The following is a 20,911-nucleotide window of genomic DNA, read 5'->3' as shown; positions in this document are numbered from 1 at the left end:
CATTGATGGATCGATTGTATTAAGCATTCATGTATTTATCTATTTGCTGATAAAAAAGTGCTCTCATGCTGATCTTTTATTGCTTCTTGTGATTATATATTTGAGTGAAGGAGGAATTTTAAAAACAAAAATGCTGAACCCTCAAACTTTTTAAACAATATAGATTCCCTATGTACTTAAAATCTGGCTATTTCAAGTATCTTAGATATGGCTTAGAGTGTATAGTCTCACCGAATTGTTACAAAAGGTTATTAATATCATCCACTTTGTTAAATTCTTTTTTATCCTAGAATTTTTCCTAAGAAGGTAATTAACTACTTGACCAGTTTGTAATTTATGAAGTAAAATAAAAATTACTAATATGGTAAAATGTTACTTGTATTTAGTGAATTGTTACTTCGGTGTTACTTGTTACAAACCTTTGCTTTAATTTTGAAGATATACTGTCTTCTATGAGGATATAATATTACTCTCAATCTTAGTGGTATAAAAGAGTAAAAGGGGATTTGCTGTGGGTTGGTACGCTCTTTTTGTTGAAACAGGAAAAGAAAATGTAGTCGAAAAAATTCTTACAAATCATTTCAATCAGCACGTTTCAAGATGTTTTGTACCTAAAAAAATTGTTTCTGAAAGGAAAAACGGAGTGGTTTATGATGCTATAAAGACGTTATTTCCCGGTTACATTTTTATTCAAACAAATATTACTTCTAAGATTTATTATGATTTAATAAGCATTCCCAAAACTTATTATATGGTGAATTGTGGCAAGCATAAGAATGATGATTACCAAACATATTACTCTGAAATTCCGGAAGAGGATATGAATTGGATTTTACAAATAACTAATAAAGAAGGGATCCTTTCTTATAGCGATGTTATCATTCAAGATAAGCAAATTCAGGTAATCACTGGACCTTTAAAAGGGATGGAAGCACTTGTTAAGAAAATTGATAAGAGAAAGGGGCGGGCCAAAATAGAAATCGATTTATTGGGGGAACTTAAAACATTATATGTTGGCATAAACATTTTAAATAAATAATTTTTTGAATATTGTGAAATGTTTAATAAAGTTTTTGACAAGAATCTAATTCAATAGATAGACGTTGTTTCGGCACGTTATCTAAGAGGGAGGATCATATATAAAGGCGTAGTGCAATCAATCTTGGACGAAAGGGCGATAGCATGTCTTTTTTTGAGAAAGAATATTTTTCTTATGATGTAACAACAACACAAAAATAATAGAGGCATGACTTTCGTTTAAAAAGAAGTAGTACATCTTTTTTCCACTATGAAAAGTTATGCCTCTATTTTTTTGAGTATTAACTTAAAATGCGAATTACCCCATATGAGTATAAGAAGACCATATTAAATAAAAAGTAATTCTATTCCTTTATATGAAATCCTTAAATGACAAGAGAAATTATATGTTCTCCTTGTCAATGTACAATAATGATGAACAGATGGTTCAAGTTACATTACATAAAACCCAAAAAGGGAGATTAAAAGGAGGAACTATATGTTTTTACATTTAACTCATCCCCAGAAAAGAATATGGTACGTTGAAAAAATTCATACTAATTCTCCGCTGCATAATATCGGTGGTTGTTTAAAAATAAGTGGTCAGATAAATGTAAATATACTGGAGAAGGCGATACAAACAGTCATTAAGAGAAATGAAGGGATCCGGTTAAGATTTTGTGAAAGAGAAGGACAACCGTATCAATATGTGAATGAATATACGGAGAAAAAGATAGACTATCTAGACTTTAGTAGAGAGGAAAAATCCTCTTTTTTTTTATGAGGAGTGGATTAAATCTGTTTTCAAAAAACCATTTACTATAGAAAATCATGATTTATATTACTTTGCCATCTATAAGTTAAATGAGGATGAGTATGGGATTTTATTGAAAGTTCACCATATAATATCGGATGGTTGGTCAACTTACCTAATTCAAAAACAACTATGTGAAGCTTACAGCTTATTACAGCAAGATGATCAATTAGATGCAAATCTGGAATATTCCTATGTCGATTATATTGAGAAGGAAAAAGCGTATTTTCAATCGGATAGATTTCAGAAAAATAAGACTTTTTGGAATCGAAAATTCAAAGATGTACCAGACGCATTTCTTTATAAAAGTTTTTCTCATTTGGAAAGCCGTCGTAAATCTTACGAGATAACAGTGGAAAAGACGGATCAAATTAGAAACTGTCTGCAGGAATATAGTATTTCGTTAAATACATTCTTTATTGCAGTTATGCTTATATATATCAATAAAATAACAGATTATGATGACATCGTTCTAGGTACACCCATTTTGAATCGAACGGATAAGCATGATAAGAATACTGTGGGAATGTACACAAGTACGATGCCGTTCCGAAAGCAAATCAACCCTGAACTGTCTGTAAAAGAGTTTATTAAAGAAGTCGCACATGAATTAAAGCATTGTTTAATCAATCAAAAATACCCTTATGATCTATTGGTTTCTGATTTGGGTCTAAACAAAAAAGGGTATGATAGTCTGTTCAAATTATGTGTTAACTATTACAAAACCGAGTACCTCAAAAATGTAGAAGGAGTTACATTAGAAATAGATGAGTACAACAGCGGAAATCAAAGTTATTCCATCCAAGTAATTATAAAAGAGTGGAGAAATGATACCCTTTCTCTTTGTTTTGATTTTAAGGTAGACGAGTATACGGATGAGGATATCTCTTCCATGTTCATGCACACTTCAAACATAACTGATCAAATGATTAAAAATATGGAGATGAAAATTAAGGATTTGCAAATATGTACAGAAGAAGAGTTACGAGAAAAAGTAAATATCTTCAATTCTACTGAAACTAACTATCCAAAAGATAAAACAATCCATGGGTTATTTGAGGAACAGGTAGTATTAACTCCTGAGAAAGTAGCATTAGTGTTTGAAGAACAACAAGTAACATACCGACAATTAGATGAAAAGGCGAATCAATTAGCAGCCTTTTTACGGGGGAAGGGAGTTCAACAGCAAAGGATTGTTGCTATTCAAGCAACCCACTCTATCGAACTTATAGTTGGTATTTTAGGGGTTCTCAAAACAGGTGCAGCGTATCTTCCGATTGAGCCTAATTATCCATCGGAACGAATCAATTATATGCTAAAGGATTCTGATGCTTTCATCATACTTACAAATCAAGAGCTTTCTGATGAAATTAATTTTTCAGGAGAAATTCACCATTTAGTTCACGATGAAATATATCTCGATACCCAGAATAACTGTATTGATAAAGGTTCATCTCATGATCTTGCTTATATAATATACACCTCTGGTTCCACAGGACAACCTAAGGGAGTCATGATTGAACATAGCAGTCTTGTAAATTACATTTGGTGGGCAAAAAAAACATATGTAGAAGAAAACGAGATATTTGCTCTCTATTCTTCCATATCCTTTGATCTAACCGTCACATCGATTTTTACCCCTTTAATCTCGGGTAATCAAATAGTCATTTATCAAGATTGCGGTAAGGATTTTATTTTAAGCAAAGTTTTTAAAGATAATAAAGCAACAATTGTAAAAGTAACTCCTGCACATTTAACGTTGATAAAGGATTTTGATAATACAAATTCGATGATCAAAAGATTTATCGTCGGTGGAGAGAATTTAAAAGTGGCAATTGCTAAGCAAATAGAGGAGAGTTTTAACGGAAAGATTGAGATTTATAATGAATATGGACCTACTGAAACAACAGTAGGCTGTATGATTTATAAATATTCAAGTGATAAAGACACAGGAGTCTCAGTTCCAATCGGATCAGCCATAGATAATACTCAAATCTACATCTTAAATAAATATTTACAGCCAGTACCTACTGGAATAAAGGGAGAGATTTATGTTTCAGGAGATGGAGTGGCTAGAGGCTATCTAAATAAAGAAAGGTTAACAGAAGAGCGCTTTATTGACCACCCTTTTTTATCTGGAAAGAAAATGTACAAAACAGGCGATGTAGCTAAATATCTTACTGACTCAATTATTGAATATGTTGGTAGATCCGATCATCAAGTGAAGATTAGAGGCCATAGAATTGAGCTTGGAGAGATTGAGCGCTTATTACTAAAGCATTCAATGATTAAAAATGTGATTGTCATAGATAGAGAAAACCAAAAAGGTGATAAGGTGTTGTATGCCTATTTTGTAAGTGATGAAGAGATTAATAATGCTGAACTTAAAAAATGGCTATCCACCTATGTTCCATCCTTTATGATCCCCAATCGAATGATTAGATTGGAACAATTACCGCTTACTATAAACGGGAAAATAAATATACATGAATTGCCATTTGAGAATGAGAGTCAGAAGGAAATAATTAACCCTAGAAACAGACGAGAAGAACAGCTTACTAAGGTAATGAGAGAAGTATTAGGCATTGATAAAATAAGTATGAATGATAATTTTTATCAAATAGGTGGAGATTCGATTAAAGCTATTCAAATTTCTTCTAAACTTAAAAACATGAATATGGAGCTTCAAATTAAGGATATTTTAGAAAAAGAATTAGTAGAAGAAATAGCAACTCATATCAAAGAGAATCATACACACAAGATCATTGACCAAGGTGTCTGTACAGGTACAATCGATCAGACGCCTATTACTCAATGGTTTTTCTCACAACAATTTGAGCAAGAAAATCATTTTAATCAATCGGTACTACTGGCCTGTAAAAAAGCAATCGATAAGGAAATCATTATGAATGCTATCAAAAAGATTGTAGAGCATCATGATATGTTACGAGTATGTCGCGATCGCAATACCAAAGAATTATTTTATCAAAACGATTATGTACAAGAAACTGATTATATCGTTTATTACGATTTAATTCATGAACCTGAAGAGATCAAATTTGAAAAAATGAAAGAACTTGGCTTTTTAACAAAATCCAGCTTTCATTTGGAAGAAACCCCTTTATTCAAAGTCTGTATTTTTCAGTTAGGAGAAAATGAGCAATATCTTTTGTTTACAGCACATCATGTAATAGTAGATGGCGTCTCTTGGAGGATATTAATAGAGGATTTCATTTCTGGATTAGAGCAACAACAGCTTAACCAAGAAATATATCTTCCATTAAAAACACACTCTTTTGGTGAATGGTCGAAACTACTAGCTATGTATAATCTACATGAAACGCAAATCGAACAATCTCTTCGTTATTGGAAGGATAACACTATACAACAATTTCAATTCCCGATAGATTTTGATAGGGGAACAGACGATGTCAAATCTTCATCAACTATGGAAGATTATCTAGATGAAGAATGGATCAATAACTTTTCCGTGTCAATTAATGATGTATATGGACTAAATCTGTATGAAGGATTGCTGATTGGATTAATAGTAACTGTGCACCAATTAGTGAAAAAACAAGATATTGTAATTGAATTAGAGGGACATGGAAGGGAAGCCATAAATGACGATATTGATATATCAAGGACAGTGGGATGGTTTACCAGCTTGTACCCTGCATATTTCTCGATCACAGATATAAAATTGGAACACATTATAAAGCAGGTAAAAGAACAAATAAGAGCAATCCCATACAAAGGATTTACCTATGGGATTCTAAAATATCTAAGAAAACAACTACTGAAGGATTTAGGGAAGGGAATCAGATTTAATTACCTTGGCCATATCGATAATGTTTTACAAGGCGATTTTACAATGGAAAATCTTGATTGTGGAGGAGACATTGGAAGCAATAATCATCTAACTGCTCTCCTAGATATAAACGTATGGATTGCCAATGAACAGTTACAAATTAATGTTACCTACAGCTCCAACAGATTTAGAGAAGAAACGATCCAGCAACTTTTAACAAAATATATGGATAACCTTCATGCAATTCTCGATTGCTGCTTCAAAAAAAATGATAAGGAATTTACTCCGTCAGATTTTGAGACTGCTGATATATCTCAAGATGATTTAGATCATTTATTTATCTAGTCTCCAAGAGTAAGGGGATTATTACAATTAAAGTAGGGGGAACTGATGAAAAGCGTAAATAGGATAATATTCTTAGCATTTTTCATTTTTTCGTTATTTCATATGCCGATGAATGTTGTGGCTAATACAGACAACAAAACAACGTTTCTATCCAGTAATGAAATAAAGAAGATGGAACAATATATTGAGAATCAAATGACAGAAGGCAAAATCCCAGGAGCATCTGTTGTTATTGTAAAAGATAATAAGACCGTTTACCAAAATGGCTTCGGTTATGCAAACATTGAGGAGAAAAAAAACATTACTTCCAACACATTGTTTGAATTGGGTTCCAATAGCAAGGCATTTACCGCTCTTGGAATACTAAAGCTACAACAGGACGGGCTTATTGTATTAAGTGATCCTGTATCGAAATATATACCATGGTTGCAAATGACTTATAGGGGAGAGGCCGTATCTCCAACTATCCAACAATTTCTTAATCAGACTAGTGGAGTTCCCTTTCGAACAATAGACACCATTCCAGTTTCAGATAGGGAGGATGCGTTAGAAAAAACGGTTCAAAATTTAAAAGGAATCGAATTAGATACAAAACCCGGTGACCATTTTCAGTATGCCACCATTAATTATGATGTTTTGGGATTAATTATTGAGAAGGTGACTCGAAAGTCATTTGAAACATATATGAAAGAAAATATTTTACAGCCATTGGAGTTAAATAATACGTACTTATTTAGTAGTTCTAATGCCTCTAGTCAAAAGGCAGATGGCTATAAGCTAAGCTTTTTTTCTCCTGCAAAATATGAAGCTCCTCCTTATAAGGGAAATACACCGGCTGGATATTTCATAACCACTACGGAAGATGTAGCCAAATGGCTTAAGATTCAACTTGAAACAAGCAGTACTAGTACTTTCGATAAACAGTTAATTAAGAAGTCACATATAGCTAGTAGTATGGCAGATCCATTGTCAGATGGTTCCACCTATTCAAATGGTTGGTTTATCTCTAAAAAGGATGGAGGAAAAATTTTTCATGGAGGTAATAATCCGAATTACTCGTCTTATATCCTTCTAAAACCAGATGAGAAGCTAGGCATTGCTATATTAACCAATACGAATTCAGCGTATACCGAATTAATAGGTCAAGGTTTAGAGAAGATACTCCATGGAGATGAACCTATTAAAACAGGTAGTGATTTAAATAGAAGTGCAGATAAGGTTGCTATTTTTCTGATTTGCATATTCGGTTTCCTATGCATTCTTACCTTATTTTTTGTTAGTAAAGCTGTATATGAAGTAAGCAAGAAACAGAGAACATTTGAAAAGAAAACACTAAAAAGCTGGTTTGTTTTCTTTACCTCTCTTTTTCTAATGATATGTGTTACTTACTCTCTCAAACAAATACCTACCATTTTGTATGACGGAATGTCCTGGGAGTTTATTTTTGTATGGCTACCATACTCAATAAAGATAGCGTATCATGTAGTACTTATCACGTTGTGGATCGGATATGCTTACTTTTCTATCACTTTTTTTTTCACGAAGAAAAGCAAGAAACAGCTCATATTACTAGGAGTAATAAGCATTGTTAGTGGCTTGGGTAATGCTATTGTTATTTTTTCTATTAATATGGCCATAGCTAAACAGAATGATTTAAACATACTTCTATACTTTGTATTAGGAATTGTTCTGTACGTCGGTGGTCAGCGGATTGTTAGGAAAAAATTAATAGGTCTCACTAATAATATGGTTTATCTTAAAAGAATGGAGATAGTTAAAAAAATTCTCAAAACCCCCTATCAAGATTTTGAAAATATTGAAAGCGGAAGAATTCAAGCTACCTTAAATAACGATACAGAAACAGTTAGCAGATTGGTTAATTTAGTCATTACAGCCATTACTAGTTCTGCCACACTTCTGTGCTGCTTTATTTATTTAGGTTTTATTAGTTTCTATGGGCTATTGTTATCTATAGTAATTATTACAGCGATAGCTTCTATTTATTTTTTGGTTGGTATTTATGCTAATCGAATAGGAGAACGCTCTCGCGATATTCAAAATACATTCTTTTCATATATTGATGATTTAATAGGAGGATTCAAAGAGTTATCTTTACATGAAAAGAAGAAAGAACATTTTGTATCGGACATGCAGCGTAGTTGTAATGAATACAGAATCATGCGTGGCAAAGCTACAATGGCTTTTGCAAATATGTTTGTCGTTGGTGAAATATTATTTACGCTAGCGATTGGAGCAGTTGCTTTCTTGTTCCCCCTCGTATTTAAAGAAATTGGTACTGGTACTTTAACAAGCTACATTTTTGTCCTTCTTTATATGACTGGACCAGTTCATGGAATATTAGATACAGTACCTAATCTAATTGATGTCAAAATCAGTTGGAAACGAATTAATAATTTAATAACTCAGTTGTCTTCATTAGAAATTAGAGAAGTTAATTTCTCTCAAGTAAACCAACAAAGGAACGTTGAAGTCACCCTGAAAAATGTAGAGTATGAATATACAAAATCTCAAGATAGTGCCTTTAAAATAGGTCCAATAAACTACCAATTTAAGTCAGGTGAAGTTATTTTTATCACAGGTGGAAATGGTAGCGGGAAATCAACCTTGGCAAAATTAATTACCGGGTTGTATTCCCCGACTAATGGACAAATCACATTAAATGGAAGAACGATTGAAGCAAGAGAATTAAGTCAATATTACAGTGCCATATTCAGTGATTTTCATTTGTTTGAAAAGTTGTACGGAATTGACTGTGAAGGTAAGGAAGCAGAGATACAAGAGTACCTAAAAATATTACAAATGGAGAGTAAGGTGCAAATAAGAGACGGAAAATTCACAACAATAAATCTCTCAACTGGTCAGAAAAAGAGGCTTGCTCTACTTATTAGTTATTTAGAGGATAAGCCCATTTACTTATTTGATGAGTGGGCGGCAGATCAGGATCCGGAGTTCAGAAAATTCTTCTACAATGTTCTTTTGCCGGATTTAAAAAGAAGAGAGAAATGTATCATTGCCATTACTCACGATGATTATTATTTTGGACTAGCTGATAAAATGCTGCGTATGGAATTTGGACAATGTAAGAGTAATGAATTTTTAACGGTCTAATGATTAGCACCAAGCACATAAAGGTATCATAAGCAACCATTTACTAAAAGGAGGGTATATATGTTATATATAAATGAAAGTGACATGAAATCTATTGGGTTTCAGTGGAATGAAATCATTCAAGTTATTGAAAATGCAGTTCACTGTCTAAGGGAAAATGATTATTCCCAACCCATTAAACCGTACTTACGATATGGTGAGCCGAAAAATAGAATCATTGCAATGCCTGCGTATGTAGGGGGAGAAATTAATCGAGCCGGAATTAAATGGATTGCTAGTTTTCCGAAAAATATCGAAAAAAATATTCCAAGAGCACATAGTGTTGTTATTTTAAACGATGCTACTACAGGTGAGCCCCATGCCATTATCAATACAGCATTACTAAGTATTCTACGAACTGCAGGTGTTACTGGCTCCATCATAAAGGCTTATAGCAAAGATAGAGAACTGGATCGACTTAAAATAGGTATCATCGGCTGGGGACCGATTGGTCAGTATCACTTTAAAATGGTAACAGAGCTGTTGAAAGACAAAATAAATAGCATTGCTTTATATGATTTACGCCCCATTAATAAGGACGAAATTGAATATGAACATAAAGAGCACATACACGTGTGTGCAAGCTGGGAGGAAGCCTACAAAAATGCTGATATATTCATTACATGCACGGTATCTAAAGAAGCATATATTGACCGAGAGCCGAAGAAAGGGTCTTTACAGCTTAATGTTTCTCTTAGAGATTACAAGACGGATATTTTTGAGTATGTCCAAAATGGGATCATTGTAGATGACTGGGAAGAAGTATGTAGAGAGAATACTGACATAGAAATGATGGCTTTGGAAAAGGACTTAAAAAAGGAAGCCACTCAATCTATTGTCGACATTATCTGCAAAAATGGCATGCAAAAATTCGATAAAGATCAAGTGATCATGTTTAATCCAATGGGAATGGCTATTTTTGATATTGCTGTAGGTAGTTATTACTATGACAAGGCCAAGTCATTACAAGTAGGCACTAAACTATAATTTTTCGTAAAAAAATGTGAGGTGAAATCTGATGGATAATAAATTGGATAAGAAGAATATTGAAGAAATAATGGGCTTGACTAGTACCCAGGAAGGCATGTTATTTCACTACCGCAATGACTTGAATAGTAGAGAATACCATGAACAATTAAGCTTAACATTGGTAGGCGATATTAAAGTAGAGATATTACAAAAATCTTGGGATTTTGTTATAGAGACAAATGAAATGTTACGTACAATTTATAGATGGAAAAACATTGATAATCCCGTACAGATCGTTTTGAAAAACCATAAAGTAAAAATCAACTATATAGATAATACTCTATTAGAAGATACTAGAAGAGTACAAGAATGGAACAAAATCAAAGAATCTGATTTGCAAAATAGAATTGATATAACAAAGGAAACAATCAGAATAACTCTATGCAAAGTAGCAGATCAAAAATTTGAGATGATGATCAGTAATCATCATATTTTATATGATGGCTGGAGTAACGCCATTATTTTGGAAGAGTTACTGAGTGCTTATAATTGTTACTACAAAGGAGAGACTCCTACACAACGTAAAAAAACAAAATTTAAAACTTTTCTAGCAGAAATGAATAAAGTAAACCAGCAAGAACGAAGACAATTTTGGAATCAATATCTATCTGGCTATGAAGCAAGCAATGATTATTTTAGTAGCAATAATAAAAATAAAAAACAAAATAAATATAACTATATGATCCCAGGTCATTTAAGCGATAAGATGAAGCTTTTTGCAAGAGATAACAAGGTTTCACAGGCCTCTATCTTATATACCGCTTGGTCATTTATACTCCAAATGCTTAATAATTCAACTGATATTGTCTTTGGAACAGTTGTATCAGGTAGAAATATTCAGGTTGAAAATATCGACAATATGGTCGGACTATTCATTAATACCATACCACTACGAATACAAATAGATGATCAGGAACGTGTTGTTGATTTAATAAAAAAGGTAGACCATTCATTAAAAGAGAGAATGGCATACGAAAATGCTCCGTTAACAGAAATAAAACAGAGCGGAAACTTAAAAGGAAACGAGAACATTTTTCACTCCATTGTGGTTGTCGAAAATTACCCGATAAAGCTTCATGCAGATCATGAAAGTGTGATGCATGTAGAAAGTTACTCAATGATTGAGGAAACGAATTATAATTTAGCGTTGTCCATCCTTAATCATGGAGATTTGAAGCTTGAGTTTACTTATAACAGTCATTTGATTAGTGATGAAATGGTTGTTAGATTGGCTCTTTATTATCGAAATTTTCTGGAGGCCGTGTCAAATACAAAAGATATCAGTATCCAGGATGTGAATATTTTATCGGAAAAAGAAATCTATCAAAATTTATATGAAAGGAACCAAACATATGCAGATTATCCGAAAGATGAATCAATTTACGAGTTGTTTGAAGATCAAGCAAGAAAAACTCCTGAGCAAGTAGCAGTTGTATTTGAAAATAATACACTAACATACAGAGAATTAAATGAAACAGCAAATCGACTTGCCAGAACAATACGAGAGCATGGTGTTGGAATAGGACAGGTTGTAGGTTTGTTGATGGATAATAGCCCAAATGTGGTAATTAGTATGCTAGCTGTTTTAAAAGCAGGCGGAGTTTATCTCCCAATCGATCCAGCTTATCCAATTGAAAGAATTGAATATATGCTTCAAGACAGCCGAACTCAATTATTGTTGACAGATAAGGATTCGGCAAAACAAATTAGCTTTGATGGTGAAATAATAAATTTACAACATAAAAACGTATATCACCACTCGGCAGAACAACTAGACAAAATTACTACCCATGATGATATAGCCTACGTCATTTATACATCAGGATCAACTGGCAAGCCAAAGGGAGTAATGATTACCCATCAGGGGCTTGTTAATTATATTTGGTGGGCCAAAAAGGTATATCTTCAAGGCGAGGTACTTGATTTCTCTTTGTATTCCTCCATCTCTTTTGATTTGACGGTGACATCAATCTATACCCCTTTAATTACCGGAGCTAAGATCGTTATTTATAAAGGAGAAGAAAAAGTTTTTTTGATAGATCAAATTGTGAAAGATAACAAGACAGCAGTTATGAAGTTGACGCCAACTCATTTGAAGCTTTTGGATGAAATAGATTTAAACGAATCGAAATTACGGAAACTAATAGTAGGTGGAGAAAACTTAAAAAGTGATTTGGCAAAAAGGATTACTGAAAAATTCGGAGGAAATATTGAAATTTATAATGAGTACGGACCTACTGAAACGACAGTAGGATGTATGATCCATCAATATAACAGCAGCATAGATACGAGAGGCTCCGTTCCAATAGGTGTTCCAGCAGATAATGTTCAAATTTATGTGTTAAACCATAAGTTAAAACCAGTTCCTTTAGGCAGTGTTGGTGAATTATATATATCAGGTGATGGAGTAGCAAAAGGCTATCTTTCAAAACCAGAGCTGACGTCAGAGAAATTTATTTCAAATCCATTTGTCCCCGGAACATTGATGTATAAAACAGGGGATTGTGCTCGTTTTCTTGAGGATGGAAAGATCGAATATATAGGTAGAATCGATCAACAAGTAAAAGTGAGAGGATATCGAATTGAGTTAGAAGAGATTGAGTGTAAGCTGTTGCTTCATGATTTTATAAAAGAAGCATTAGTAGTGGTTAAAGAAGATAATGATAAAAATCCATATCTTTGTGCCTACCTTGTATCCACAAAAGAACTATTTTCTGCTGAATTAAGAAAACATTTAGCTCATCAGTTACCGGAATATATGATTCCTTCGAAATTTGTACAGCTTGAAAAAATGCCACTTACCCAAAATGGGAAGATTGATAATAAAGCTTTACCGGAACCAGAAGGAGATATGAATACAGGCGTAGGATACGAAGCGGCCAGAAATGAGCAAGAAGAAAAACTTGTACGTATCTGGAGAGAAGTCTTAGAAATAGAACAAGTAGGAATTACAGATAACTTTTTTGATCTAGGGGGACATTCCCTTAAAGTAACAAAGCTAGTATCAAAAATTCACAAACAATTTCAGGTAGAGTTGCCTCTACAAGAAGTATTTAAATCACCCACTATTAAAGGGATTAGTGAATATATTACCAAGGCAAGTGAACAACGTTTTGAAATGATACAGCCAGTGAAGAGAAGAGATTTTTATGGAGTCTCTTCCGCACAAAAAAGGATGTTTTTGCTACACCAGATGGATATTCAGGGTACGGGGTATAATATCTCAGGAGTTATGGAAATAGTAGGTAGACCAGATATTAACAAGATAGATCTTTGCTTTAATCAGTTAATAGAAAGACATGAATCCCTGCGTACTACATTTCATTCCATAGATGGACAAATTGTACAACGCATCCATCAGAAAGTAGCCTTTAAGGTGGATTTTGTAGAACACACGGACCACTTAAACAAGAAAACGAATGAATGGTTAGAGGAATTTGTAAAACCATTTGATTTAAGCATAGGTCCACTCTTACGAGTAAAAATCATAAAGGCAAATGTGGATCAATATTTCTTGTTGGTCGACATGCACCATATCATTTCAGATGGTGTATCTATGGGTATTTTGATCCGTGAATTTACTGATTTATATTCAGGAAAAACGTTGGAGCCTCTTCTATTACAATATAAAGATTTCTCAGAATGGCAAAATGATTTGCTACGCTCGGAGAAAATGAAGAATCAGGAAAAATATTGGCTTAGCAAATTTTCTGACGAAATTCCTGTTCTGAGTTTGCTGACAGATTTTGTAAGACCGTCCATCCAGAGCTTTGAAGGAAATACATTGTACATTAGTCTAGATAAAGAATTAACGAAAATGCTGGGGGATATTGCTAAAGACACAGGAAGTACCATGTACATGATTTTATTATCCGCCTTATATATTTTACTTTCAAAATATTCCGGACAGGAAGATATTGTTATCGGAAGTACAATTGCGGGGAGACAGCATGCAGACGTAGACAAAATAATAGGGATGTTCGTAAATACTCTAGCAATGAGAAACCAGCCTCTAGGTAATAAAGTATACGAGGAATTCTTAACTGAAGTGAAGAGAAATGCGCTACTTGCCTATGAAAATCAAGATTATCAATTTGAGGAACTGGTCGAAAAATTAAATATACGTAGAGATATGAGTAGAAATCCCTTGTTTGATGTCATGTTTACCATGCAGAACATGGATATGCCAACTATTAAATTGCATGATTTTACTTGCAAAGTATGTATGCAAGAACGTAGTGCATCTAAATTTGATCTAACCTTCTATGCCTATGAAAATCCGGATAAAAAGGAAATTACTATTGGTTTACAATACGGAACCAAGCTATTTAAAAGAAGTTCTATGCAAAGAATGCTATCAAATTTTCAAATGATCCTGAAAGGGATATGTCAGAATAGACAGGTGATCCTGGCAGATTTAGATATCCTAACACCAGAGGAGCGACACATAATCCTAAATAATTTTAATGATACAATCGTCGACTATCCACACACAAAAACCATAAGTGAATTGTTTGAAGAACAGGTGAAAAAAACACCTAATCACACAGCTGTTGTATTTGAAAATAAGCATTATACCTATCAAGAATTAAATGTAAGATCCAACATGTTCGCAAGAATGTTAAGAGAAAAGGGAGTAAAAAGAGACGATATTGTGGGTATCATGACTGAACACTCATTAGAAACAATTGTGGGATTGCTTGGAATTCTAAAAGCAGGTGGAGCCTATTTACCAATTGATCCAGAATATCCTGAGGACAGAATCGAGTACATCCTTGAAAATAGCAAGGCAATTTTGCTGATAACTCAACGTGTCAATTCAGAAAAAAACTTCTTTTTTACAAAGACACTAGATGTAACGGATGAGAAGATATATACAAATGATGGAGAAAACCTGTGTCTTAATTGTACGTCTGATAGTTTAGCTTATGTCATGTATACATCAGGTTCTACTGGAAATCCCAAAGGAGTCATGATTGAAAATAAAAGCGTAGTTAGATTAGTTAAAAACACAAACTATGTGCCTTTCCAAGAAGGAGCTAAATTATTACAAACAGGTACACTCTCCTTTGATGCTTCTACCTTTGAAATTTGGGGAGCTCTCTTGAATGGATTGCAACTACATCTAGTACGAAAATATACAATCTTAGACCCAAAGAAATTGGAGATGTATATCAACGAGAACAATATTAATATCCTTTGGCTCACTTCATCATTGTTCAATATAATGGCTCAAGAAATCCCCTCTATGTTTAAAAATGTAGACTACTTGCTAGTAGGTGGAGCGACTTTATCTACAAAACATATCAACAGAGTCATGCAAGAATCAAAAGGTGTGAAGATAATCAATGGATATGGTCCAACTGAAAATACAACGTTTACCACATGCTTCTTAATAGATAAAATGTACTCCGTTACGATCCCTATTGGAAAGCCAATCAATAATACAACTGTTTATATTGTTGATAAGCACAATAATCTACAACCAATTGGTGTACCAGGAGAATTGTGCATAGCTGGTGACGGTCTAGCAAGAGGGTATATAAATAACCCACAGTTAACAGATCAAAAGTTCATTGAGAATCCATTTGTAACCGGTGACAGAATGTATAAAACGGGAGATACAGCGAGATGGCTAGATGACGGAACTATTGATTTTATAGGTAGGATTGATCATCAAGTCAAGATACGGGGTTTCAGAATCGAACTCGGAGAAGTAGAAAACCAGTTATTAGCACATGAGGCAGTAAGTGAGGCTATTGTAGTAGATAAAATAGATTCCAGCGGGGTTACCTACTTATGCTCATATATTGTACTTCATGAAGGGGTAAACATAAGGGAAATAAGAGATTATTTATCTGCTAATGTACCAGACTACATGATCCCATCCCACTTCGTAAAGCTGGACAGGATGCCATTGACCCAGAATGGAAAAATAGACAGAAAAATTTTACCAGAACCGGATGGAAGCCTTATGACAGGTGCTGAATATGAGGCACCAAGAAATGAAGTAGAGGAGATCCTGGTAGGAATATGGAGTGAACTTCTATCTGTTAAAAGCATGGGAATCAATGATAATTTCTTTGAGTTGGGTGGACATTCTCTTAAAGCTGCTCAACTAATTTCAAAAATCCATAAACACTTCCGGGTAGAGATTCCTTTAAAGGAATTTTTCCAACTACCAACGATTAAAGGTATTAGTCAGTACATTGATAAGACCGCAGAGAGTGGGTATGAAGCAATAGAATCAGTAAAGGAAAGCAATTACTATGGAGCGTCTTCGGCACAAAAGAGGATGTATATGTTGCAACAATTTGAACCATATAATACCGGTTATAATATGCCAGTAGTTTTAGAAATGGAAGGAAAGCTGGATGTCGAAAAGGTGGAAAATGTATGTAAAAGATTAATCAACAGGCATGAAACCTTACGAACCTCATTTTCTACTATCGATGAACAAATCGTACAAATAATAAATAAAGAAGTAAATTTTAAGATTGAAATGATAACAAATGAAAAGGAGACTGATACGGAGAAGGATAAAATAATTAGCAAGTTTGTGAGACCATTTAGTTTACATGAAGCACCTTTACTAAGAGTGAGTCTCCTGAAAATAAAAGAAGACAAACATTTACTATTGTTTGACATGCACCATATTATTTCTGATGGTGTATCTATGGGGATTTTAGTGAAAGAATTCATGCAACTGTATGAAGGAAAACATCTAGGAAATCTACAAATTCAATATAAGGATTATACAGTGTGGCAAAATAAATTGTTACACTCGGAAAAGGTAAAAAGGCAAGAAAAATACTGGACACAAACCTTTTCTGATGAAATACCTGTACTAAATATGCCAATAGATTTTGTAAGACCAAGCGTTCAAAGTTTTGAAGGAAATGTTTTGCATGCTACGTTAGATAAAGAAGTGTCGCAATACTTAAAGAATCTTGCTACAGAAGAAGGCTGCACTTTGTATATGGTATTGTTATCAGGGATAAGCATTTTACTTTCGAAGTATAGTGAGCAAGACGATATTATAATAGGAAGTCCAATTGCCGGTCGTCCACATGGGGATCTTCAGAATATTATTGGGATGTTTGTAAATACGTTAGCCATGAGAAGTCATCCAGTGGGTTCGAAATCCTATAAGGCATTTTTACAGGAAGTAAAAGAAAGTGCTCTACAAGCTTACGACAATCAAGACTATCCATTTGAGGCTCTTATCAACAAGGTAAATGTAAGAAGAGATATCAGCAGGAATCCAATGTTTGATGTTATGTTTACTATGGATAATATGGATATCGAAAAGGTAAGAATGAATGATTTACTAATCAAGGAGTACAAAATCGAGTCCAAAGTAGCAAAATTCGATTTAACCTTCTCTGCAAAGGAAATAGATGAAGGGCTTGAATTACATGTTGAATACTGCACAAAACTTTATAAAGAGGAAACAATATCTAGAATGTTGGAGCATTATAAAAGGATCCTTGAAGTCATAAGCAAAAATAGAATGATTTTGCTAAAAGATATAGACATGCTTACAGATTTGGAAAAACATACGCTTGTGAACGAATACAACTCTACTTATAGTGATTACCCAAGAGATAAAATTATCCAAGAGAAATTTGAAGAACAAGTGGAGAAGGTACCAAATGAGATTGCGGTCGTGTTCGAGGACAATTATCTAACATATAGGGAGTTGAATGAAAAAGCTAACCGATTAGCAAGAACGCTACGTGAAAAAGGAGTAGAGCGAGAAACACTAGTGGGTATTTTGGTAGAAAGATCACTGGAGATGATGGTGGCGCTAATGGCGGTTCTAAAATCAGGAGGAGCTTACCTACCAATAGACCCTGATGTACCAGAGGAAAGAATGAATTATATCATTAACGATAGTCAGATAAAAGTACTGATAATGCAGAATGAATTTATTGGAAAGGTTTCTTGTGATGGTGAAGTCATTGATGTCGATAATGAGGCTGCATATGCACAGGATGCCACTAATCTAAATCGTATAAATCAATCACATGATCTGGCATATGTAATCTATACATCAGGCTCAACAGGTAATCCTAAAGGTGTTATGATTGAACATCGAAATGTCCTGCATGTATGTAACTGGTACAATAATCTTTATAATGTACAAGCTCATAAAAATACGTTGCAGATCACTAATTTAGCTTTTGACGTCGCTGTGTTAGAGACAATAGTTGTTATCCTAAATAGAGGTACAATCTTCATTCCTAAGAAAGAAATTATTTTTGACAAGGATCAATTCAGAGAATATGTGAATAGATACCAAATCAATTCCGTTCAGTTTGTACCTCAAACATTAAGTCAATTAGTTTTAGGTAATGAAAAGATGAACAGCTTAACCCTGCTTGTATCAGGCGGTGATATCCTAGAAAACACGTTAAAAAATACAATTATTTCAATGGGTTATAATTTGTTCAACCATTATGGGCCAACAGAGACAACAGTGGATACGATTACTACTTCATGTTCTGAAAAGAATGTTATTGGCAAGCCAGTTGAAAATTCTCAGGTATATATCATGAGTCAATCGGGTCATTTACAACCTATGGGTATACCAGGAGAAATCTATATCGGTGGTGATGGGGTAGCAAGAGGATATCTTAATAGACCAGAGCTCACAGATGAAAGATTCATTGATAATCCTTTTATTCCAGGGGCGAGGATTTATAAGACAGGTGATTTAGGAAGATGGTCTCCTGACGGGGATTTAGAGTTTTTAGGTCGAATAGATAACCAAGTAAAAATACGTGGAATCAGGATTGAATTAGGAGAAATTGAGCGTCAACTGATAGAACATCCGTTTATTACAGAAGCCTATGTTCTCGATAAGAAAAATAAGCATGGTGAAAAATATTTATGTGCGTATGTAAAGGTAGTTCAAGAAATACCAATAGAAGAATTGAGAAAGCGCCTACTAGAAAAGCTACCGGAATATATGGTTCCAGCTTCTTTTGTTCAATTAGACAAGTTACCACTTACTTCAAATGGAAAAGTAGATAGAAAAGCACTACCCGAGCCAATGGAAGTACTTATGTCTGAATTAGAACTTGAGGCTCCTACCAATGAAATTCAGCAAAGACTAGCAAGTATTTGGCAGGAAGTATTGGGAGTTGAAACAGTAGGAATTAACCAGAATTTTTTTGAGCTAGGAGGACAATCACTTAAGGCGTCGATTATAACCTCTAGAATTCATAAAGCTTTTGAAGTGGTAGTTCCACTTGTAGAAATATTCAAATTACCGACTATAAAAGAGCTTAGTATGTATATTGCCCAAGCAGAAAAAAGAATGTACAGCATGATACCTAAAGCAGCCGAACAAGAATACTATCCGTTATCTAGAGCTCAAAAGAGATTATTTATCTTGCATCAACTAAATAAAGAAGATGTAAGCTATAATATGCCAGCCATTGTAACTGTTGAGGGTACACTTGATACAAATAGGTTGGAAAATGCCTTACGAACACTGGTTGAGCGCCACGAGGTATTCAGAACCACGTTTACCATTGTAAATGGAGAGCCTGTCCAGAAAGTAAACAAACATGGTGAATTTTCTTTACACACCGTATATACGGATCAGAGCGATATTGAGGCTATAGTAGGTGAGCTTATTCAACCGTTTGATTTGAGTCAATCACCTTTACTACGAGTAAACTATATACAAGTAGAGCAAGGAACGCAGGTTCTGGTGATTGATATGCATCATATCATCTCAGATGGAATTTCTATGGATATCTTTATCAAAGAATTGATCGAATTGTATGGCGGACATACGTTACAAGCACTTGGTATTCAGTACAAAGATTATTGTGTATGGCAGCATGCATCTTTAAATTCAAGCTATATGAAAAAGCTTGAAAAGTATTGGATGAAAAAAACTAATAATTTCAACTTTACAGAACTAACAAAAAAGTATGATGCTGAAAAAGAAGGGGCACAAGGGTTAACTCTTGAAGTATATTTTGATCCCAATGAACGCACAAAAATTGATCAATTCTGTAAGGTAAACTCTATCACCACTTTTGCTTACTTTAGCGCTATTTTAAACATTATCTTAATGAACGAGGTAGGCAAGGAAGATATCGTAGTAGGAACACCAGTAGTGGGCAGAAATCATGATCAACTACAAGATGTTATTGGTATGTTTTTGAATGTCATACTTCTTCGGTCACATATCGATAAAAATAAAACATTCAAAGAGTATGTACAGCTAGTAAATGAAACATTAATTGAAGCTCTGGATCATCAGGAGTATCCATATGAGGAGTTATATGATCTGGTAACGGATAAATATGGTACTAACCAGGGCTCCTTATTCTCTATTCTTCTTAATTACATGCCCTATCAAGATACTGAGAATGAGAATATCAATCTATCTCTTGAAGGAGTTACATTCACGGAATACAGCACTGAAAAAATTACTCCGAAGTACGACGTAACATTCTATGTATATGAAAATAAAGAAGATATCACCATGAATATTGTTTATAAAAACACTTTATATGAAGCTTACATGATGGAGCGGATTAGAAAATCATTCCTCTTTATCTCAAATGCAGTATTGGAAAATCATGAAGTTGTCATCAAAGAAATTGATTACAGTAGCACTATGGATGAAGAAGAGGAAGATGAAGAGATGGATATGTACTTTAACAATGAAGATTTCATTGTAAAGAATTAGGAACAGCTTT

Annotated in this window: 6 protein-coding genes; all 6 read left to right on the top strand. The window is 33.9% G+C overall.

Features of this window, described 5'->3' with window-relative positions; genetic code table 11:
• Nucleotides 1-511: 511 nt before the first annotated feature.
• The 6 genes from loaP to O0550_RS23030 all read left to right on the top strand — a co-directional run bounded on the left by loaP (nt 512) and on the right by O0550_RS23030 (nt 20,901).
• Complete coding sequence (gene loaP, locus O0550_RS23055; RefSeq protein WP_003343549.1) at nt 512-1,039, top strand: antiterminator LoaP; 528 nt, start codon at nt 512-514, stop codon at nt 1,037-1,039.
• A 477-nt stretch (nt 1,040-1,516) separates the two neighbouring features.
• The gene (locus O0550_RS23050; RefSeq protein WP_258427310.1) at nt 1,517-1,801 is read left to right on the top strand and encodes a condensation domain-containing protein; all 285 of its coding nucleotides are present in this window, start codon (nt 1,517-1,519) and stop codon (nt 1,799-1,801) included.
• Between the two features lie 7 nt (nt 1,802-1,808).
• Entirely contained in the window at nt 1,809-5,987 is a 4,179-nt protein-coding gene (locus tag O0550_RS23045) for an amino acid adenylation domain-containing protein (RefSeq protein ID WP_309304394.1), read from the top strand.
• Between the two features lie 45 nt (nt 5,988-6,032).
• Complete coding sequence (locus O0550_RS23040) at nt 6,033-9,116, top strand: cyclic peptide export ABC transporter (protein WP_003343545.1); 3,084 nt, start codon at nt 6,033-6,035, stop codon at nt 9,114-9,116.
• 60 nt (nt 9,117-9,176) lie between these two features.
• Nucleotides 9,177-10,142 (top strand): 2,3-diaminopropionate biosynthesis protein SbnB, encoded by a 966-nt coding sequence (gene sbnB / locus O0550_RS23035; protein WP_003343543.1) that lies wholly within the window; start codon nt 9,177-9,179, stop codon nt 10,140-10,142.
• 31 nt (nt 10,143-10,173) lie between these two features.
• Complete coding sequence (locus O0550_RS23030) at nt 10,174-20,901, top strand: non-ribosomal peptide synthetase (protein WP_258427309.1); 10,728 nt, start codon at nt 10,174-10,176, stop codon at nt 20,899-20,901.
• The last annotated feature ends 10 nt before the right edge of the window (nt 20,902-20,911 follow it).

Source organism: Brevibacillus halotolerans (assembly GCF_026891775.1).
Lineage (GTDB): Bacteria > Bacillota > Bacilli > Brevibacillales > Brevibacillaceae > Brevibacillus_B > Brevibacillus_B halotolerans.
The sequence above is the reverse complement of the archived record's forward strand: the minus strand, read 5'-3'. Positions and strand labels throughout refer to the sequence as shown.